Annotated in this window: 6 protein-coding genes; all 6 read left to right on the top strand. The window is 74.8% G+C overall.

Annotation, left to right across the window (positions count from 1 at the left end; all coding sequences use genetic code 11):
• On the top strand, positions 1 to 880 hold an 880-nt coding region (locus tag DEF28_RS25075), incomplete at its 5' end, for a UbiA prenyltransferase family protein (RefSeq protein ID WP_199493528.1).
• A gap of 60 nt (positions 881 to 940) precedes the next feature.
• The gene (locus DEF28_RS25070; protein WP_114400553.1) at positions 941 to 1972 is read left to right on the top strand and encodes a glycosyltransferase family 2 protein; all 1032 of its coding nucleotides are present in this window, start codon (positions 941 to 943) and stop codon (positions 1970 to 1972) included.
• Positions 1969 to 3117, top strand: coding sequence for an endonuclease/exonuclease/phosphatase family protein (locus DEF28_RS25065; RefSeq protein ID WP_114400552.1), 1149 nt, complete (start codon positions 1969 to 1971; stop codon positions 3115 to 3117). Before DEF28_RS25070 ends, DEF28_RS25065 begins: the two co-directional genes overlap by 4 nt.
• A 78-nt stretch (positions 3118 to 3195) precedes the next feature.
• Positions 3196 to 4215 (top strand): glycosyltransferase family 2 protein, encoded by a 1020-nt coding sequence (locus DEF28_RS25060; RefSeq protein WP_181874442.1) that lies wholly within the window; start codon positions 3196 to 3198, stop codon positions 4213 to 4215.
• Positions 4212 to 5198 (top strand): lysylphosphatidylglycerol synthase domain-containing protein, encoded by a 987-nt coding sequence (locus DEF28_RS25055; protein ID WP_114400551.1) that lies wholly within the window; start codon positions 4212 to 4214, stop codon positions 5196 to 5198. Before DEF28_RS25060 ends, DEF28_RS25055 begins: the two co-directional genes overlap by 4 nt.
• Positions 5188 to 5901, top strand: coding sequence for a polysaccharide deacetylase family protein (locus DEF28_RS25050; RefSeq protein WP_199493526.1), 714 nt, complete (start codon positions 5188 to 5190; stop codon positions 5899 to 5901). The genes DEF28_RS25055 and DEF28_RS25050 overlap by 11 nt, the downstream gene beginning before the upstream one ends.
• Positions 5902 to 6183 lie beyond the last annotated feature (282 nt).

Here is a 6183-nt window from a genome sequence, read left to right as displayed (position 1 = left end):
CCGCCCGGGCGGTCCCCGCCTCCTCCGCCTGCCGCGCGCCCTTCTCGGCGTCTCCCGGCCGCACCAGTGGCTGAAGAACCCGGTCGTCATCGCGCTGCCCGCGCTGACGCTCTCCCGGTGGGACCCGGGCTCCGTTGCCGCGGTCCTGTGGGCCACCGCCCTGTTCACCCTGGCCTCGGTGGCCGTGTACACCCTCAACGACATCCTCGACCGGGAGCGCGACCGCCGGCACCCCAGCAAGCGGTACCGCCCGATCGCCTCCGGCGAACTCGGAGTGCCGGCGGCCTGGTGCTACCTCGGGGTGGTCTGCGTCCTGCTCGGCATCGGGGTCGTCCTCGGCTCGCTGCCCCGGACCTGGCCGGTCCTCGCCTACCTCGTCCTCAACCTCGCCTACAGCTTCCGCCTCAAGCACGTGTCCATCGTGGACGCGTTCACGGTCGCGGCCGGCTTCACCCTGCGGGCGCTCCTCGGCTACCTGGTCCTGGACGCCGCTCCCTCGCCGTGGCTGCTGCTGACCGTGCTGAGCGCCTGCCTGCTGCTCTCCTTCGGCAAGCGCCGCCGCGAGCTCGCCGCGGGGTCCTCCGGCCACCGCCCGGCCCTCGTCGGGTACTCGGTGCAGCTCGCCGACTACCTCATCCTCGTCAGCGCCGCCCTCGCCCTCGGTGCCCACACCATCTTCCTGCTGGCCGGGCCGGAATCCGGTGGCGGCTCCACGGCACTCATCGTCGTGACCGTCGCCGCGGCGGTCTTCGCGCTCTTCCGCTACCTGCAGATCCTCGTCGTGGGCAGCGGCGGCGGCGACCCGGTCCGCACCCTCCTCGGTGACCAGCCGCTCCTCATCGCCGGGGCGCTGTGGGTGGCGGTCTTCCTCGTCACCTGACCCGTCCGACCGGACCCGACCAGCTCCAGCCCGCCGAGACGCCGCGAGAGGAAGGAAGAGATGAACGCGCAGCCGCTCGTCTCCGTGATCATCCCCAACTACAACTACGGACGGTCGCTCGCCCAGTGCGTCCGCTCCGTCCTGGAACAGGACTACGCCAACAAGGAGATCATCGTCGTCGACGACTGCAGCACCGACGGCTCCGCGGAGATCGCCCGCGGCCTCGGCGTCGAGGTGATCAGCACCGGCCGCAACAGCGGGGTGGCGGTGGCCCGCAACACCGGCGTGGAGCACGCCTCCGGCGAGATCCTGTTCTTCCTGGACTCCGACGTCGCGCTGACCCCCGGCGCCATCAGGGAGGCGGTCGACCAGCTGCGCGACAACCCCGGCATCGGAGCCGTGTGCGGCATGTACGAGCCCGAGCCGCTGATCCGGGACAGCCTCGTCGAGGAGTGCCGCTGCCTCCAGGCCTACTACTGGCGCACCAGCTCGGAGGGGTCCGTCAGCTTCCTCATCTCGGCGATCTGCGCGCTGCGCGTCGAGGTGTTCCACGAGATCGGGCCGTTCAACCCCAACCTCCGCCAGACCGAGGAGGTCGACTACGGGCAGCGGCTCTCCCAGCACTACGAGATCCGGCTGACCCCCGCCATCACCGGCTTCCACGACGACGACGACCGGCTCTGGCCCCTCGTCCGCAAGATCTTCACCCGCGGCCGGCTGCGCGTCCCCCTCTACGCCCGGCGGCGCAAGTTCTCCAAGGGGTTCGAGACCGCCTTCCGGGTGTGGGCGAGCGTCGCCGCGTTCCTCGCCGTCGTGACGCTGCCCGCACCGCTGGTGGTGGGACCGCTCGGCTGGCTGCTGCCCGCGGCGGCGCTCGCGGCCGTCTTCGCGCTCGACTTCGGGATGTACCGGTACGTGGCCTCGGCCCGCGGGCCCCTCTTCCTGCTCAGCTTCGCCGGGGTGCAACTGGTCTTCAACCTCACCGTCGCCGTGGCCGTCCTCGTCGGAGCGGTCCATTGGGTGGTCTCGCCGGCCTTCCGGCGCCTCTACGACCGGGACGACCTCGCCGCCTCCGGCGTGGGGGCGCGGTGACCGCGCTGCGACCGCGGCCGCCGCAGCACCCGGCCGGCCCGCGGCCGGCCGACGGCCGGGAACGTTCCGGCCGCGCCGTCCGGCTGCTCACCGCCTTGGCCGTCGCCTGGGTGGGGTTCACGGTGGGCCAGCGGGCGCTGAGCGGCCACTGGTGGCCGCTGCTCGCCGTGGACCTGATGCCGCCGATCGCCTTCGTGGTGGTGCCCGCCGGGCTGGCCGCGGCTGCCGTCGCGGTGCGCCTTCGCCCCGGCCGGACCGGCCGGGGCGCGACCGCTGCGGTCCTCTGCCTCGCGCTGGTGGCGCTGGCGGTGGGCTGGCCGCGCACCGGCCTCGTCCCGCAGGCGCTCGTTCCCCGCGACCCCGCTCCGGGCCACGACCTGCGGATCGTGTCGTGGAACACCGAGTGGTGGGGCCAGTACGCGACCGACCGCGATGGTCGCTTCTGGGCCGCGCTGCGGGAGCGAGACGCCGACGTCTACCTGCTGCAGGAGTACCTCAACGGTGTCGACCACCGGCAGGAGAACCTGCGGCCGGTCGACGAACTCGACCGCATCCGCGCCGAGTTCCCCGGCTACGACGTGGAGATCCGCGGCGAGTTGATCACCATCTCGCGGTTCCCCATCGAGGAGGCGACGGCGGTCGGCCCCGGAGCCGGAATCGGGCCCGAGGCCGACTGGCTCGACACCTACCGGGCGGCCAAGGTGCTGCGCACCGACATCAGCGTCGACGGGCAGCGCCTGGCCCTCTACAACGTGCACATCCCCGTCCAGATCGACCCTGGGTGGCACCTGCTCACCACCGACATCCCGCAGATGCTCCAGGAACGCGAGCGGTCGAGGGCCGCCCAGTTCGCCGGACTCGAACAGGCGCTCGCCGCCGTCCCCGGCCCGGCCGTGGTCGCCGGGGACTTCAACTCCACGGCGGTCATGGGCGAGCTCGACACCCTGCGCGGCAGCCTGCGGGACGCCGCCCGGGCCGGTGACTCCGTCTACCCGGTCTCGTGGAGCGAGCGCGCCGCCTTCCTGGGGCTCTGGCGGCTCGACTGGGCCTTCACCACACCGGAGGTCGACGTGCGCCGCTACGACCTCGTCCCCATGGGCGATCTGTCCGACCACCGATCCCAGGTCATCGAGGTCGCGCTGTGAGCCCGCCGCCCACCGCCCGTCCGGCGGGCGGCGGTGTCCCGGCCGGCCGGCGGAACTGACGAAGAGGTTTCTCGGGTAATGTCCACCACCCCCACGGTCTCCGTGATCATCCCCAACTACAACTCCGCGCGGACCCTGGAGCTGTGCCTGCGGTCCGTCTTCGCCCAGACCCTCCCCGCCCACGAGGTCGTCGTCTCCGACGACGCCAGTACCGACGACTCCCCCGGCATCGCGGCCCGCCACCCGTGCCAGGTGGTGCGGGCCGAGCGCAACGGCGGGGTCTCGGCCGCGCGCAACGCCGGGGTGGCCGCCAGCAGCGGGGAGATCCTGTTCTTCCTCGACGCTGACCAGGCGCTCGCCCCCGACGCGCTGGAGAACGCGGTCCGGCTGCTGCGGGAGGACCCGGGCCTGGGCTGCGTGCACGGCATCATCGCCCCGGAACCCCTCATCGACGACGGCGTCGTCGAGTGGTACCGGACCTTGCACGCCCACCACTGGCGGCGCCGGGGCGTCGGCCGCACCCCCACCGCGTTCTTCGCCGCCGCCGCGATGCCGCGCGCGGTCTTCGACGAGGTGGGGCCGTTCGACGAGGCGCTGCGGGACTCCGAGGACGTGGAGTACAGCGAGCGCCTGTCCGCCCGCCACGGAATCCTGCTCACCGACCGCGTCGTCGCCCGACACGACGAGGAGCACCAGCTGCTCCCCATGCTGGGCGAGCAGTTCCGGCGGGCGCAGCTGCTCATCCCCTTCGCCGCCGCGCACCGCGGCCGCCCCGGCGCGCTGCGCGCCAACAGCGGGCTGGGGGTGGCGGCCGCCCTGCTCACCGCCGGAACCGCGCCGCTGCTGCTGCTCGCCCCGCTCCTCCCCGCGCTGGCCGTCCCCCCGCTGCTCGGCCTGGCGGTCTTCGCCGCCTCGGATCCCGGGTTGCTCCGCTTCGTCCGCGAGCGCCGCGGTACCGGCTTCCTCGTGCCCTTCCTCGCCTGCCACCTGCTGGTGAACGTGCAGATCGCGCTGGGGGCGGCTGCCGGGTGGGCGCGCGGGCTCGTGCAGCGCGACTTCGGGGTCCCGACCGCCCGCCTGCACGGGAGGGCCGGATGAGCCCGCACCCGTCCCGGCGCCGGCGCTGGGCCGCCGTGCTGCGCCCGGTCCTCGCCGTCGCCCTCGTCGGCGGCGCCGCCGTGGGCATGTGGAGCGTGCTGCGCGGCAACGGGGCCGAGATCATGGCGCTGCTGTCCCGCCCCGGCGCGCTGCCGTGGCTGGCCGGCTCGCTTCTGGTCAACACCGCCGGGCTGCTGCTCGGGATGGCCTCCTGGCGCAGCACGCTCACCGGCCTCGGACATCCGCTGCCGCTCGGGGCGACCTTCCGGATCTTCGGCGCCTCCGTCCTCGGCAAGTACCTGCCCGGACCGTTCTGGAGCGCGCTGGCCAGCGTGTACCTGGGCCGGGACAGCGGCGTCCCGGCCGGCCGGATGGTCGCGGCCTACGTCCTCAACTCCATCATTGTCGTGCTGACCGCGGCGGTCGTCGGCACGGCCGCGGCACCGCGGGCGCTCGGCCAGGGAGCGGTGTGGCTGCTGCCCGCCGTCGCGCTGGTCGCGGTGCTGCTCTGGCGGCCGGGCCTCGTACTGTGGGCGGCGGCCCTGGCGGCGCGCCTGCTCCGGCGCCCGGCACCGGGCGCCGAGGTGTCCGACTCCGCTCTGCGGCGTGCCATGGTCCTGGAGATCCTGTCCTGGATCGTGGGCGGCGGCCACCTGTGGCTGATCGCCGTGGTGCTCGGCGCGCCGCCGGCAGCGTCCCTCGCGGTCTGCGTCGGCGGTTTCGCGCTCGCCGCCGCGGCCGGAGCGCTCGCCCTCGTCGTGCCCGGCGGCGCCGGCGTCCGCGAGATCGTCCTCATGGTGGTGCTGACGGCCGTGCTGCCCTGGTCCCAGGCGGGTGCCGCCGCGCTCGCCAGCCGGCTGTGCTGCACGCTGACCGAGGTAGTGGGTGCCGGCGCGATCCTGCTCGCCGCCCAGATCGGGCGCGGCCGGCGGCGGGCCGCCCCCGCTCCCGTGGCCGTGGCGGAGGTGGCCGGTGGCCGGTGAGGTGATCCGGGCGCGCGGCGCCCAGCTGGCCTGGTCCGCGGTCCGCCGTGCCGAGGTGCTGCGTGCCCGGCTCCCCGGCCGGGCGGGGGCGACGCGTCGGCCGCGGCTGTGCGCGCCGGTGTTCCGGATCGTCACCCCTGACCGCGCGGGCGCGCCGCTGGCGCTCACCGTCGACGACGGACCCGACCCCCGGTGGACGCCGATGCTGCTCGACGTGCTCGCCGCGCACCGGGTGCCCGCCACCTTCTTCGTGGTGGGTGCCCGCGTGACGCGGCACCCGGAGCTCGTCCGCCGGGTCGCGGACGCCGGCCACGCGATCGGCAACCACACCATGACGCATCCGCAGCCGTTCGCCGCGCTGCCGCGCTCGGAGATCCGCCGGGAGATCTCCGGCACCCAGGAGGCCGTCCGCGCCGCGGCCGGCCGGGCGCCGACGCTGTTCCGCGCCCCCGCGGGCGGCTGGTCCTGGACCGTGCTGACCACCGCCCGCGAGCACGGCCTGACACCGGTGGACTGGAGCATCGATCCCAAGGACTGGCGGGAGCCCGGCGTCCGGCACGTGACCCGCGTCCTCACCAGTGCCCGCCCCGGGGACGTCATGCTCTGCCACGACGGCGGCGGCGACCGGTCCGCGACGGTGGCCGCGGTGGACGCCGCCCTCGGGGCCCTGCTGCGCCGCGGCTACCGCTTCACCGCCCTGTGACGCCGCGGGGCGGCGGCCGGGCAGACCCCGCCGCCCCGCGGTCACGATTCCGGGTTCCCCGGCCGGTGGGCGTGCCGGGGCGGACCCGCCAGGAAGATGGGCTGTGGGGCCCGGCGTCCGCAGCCGCACACCGACGGCACACGGCCGCACCAACCGATCCGCCCCCAGCGGCGGTCCCGCCCCGGGCCCGGATGGCCGTGGGTGCCCCGCGCGGGTGCGGAACACGTCGGGCAGCGCGGCGGCGTCCAGGTTCTGTTACTTGGAAGGTCTGCGGGGGCGGGC

This window comes from Marinitenerispora sediminis, assembly GCF_003336425.1.
Classification (GTDB): domain Bacteria; phylum Actinomycetota; class Actinomycetes; order Streptosporangiales; family Streptosporangiaceae; genus Marinitenerispora; species Marinitenerispora sediminis.
The sequence above is the reverse complement of the archived record's forward strand: the minus strand, read 5'-3'. Positions and strand labels throughout refer to the sequence as shown.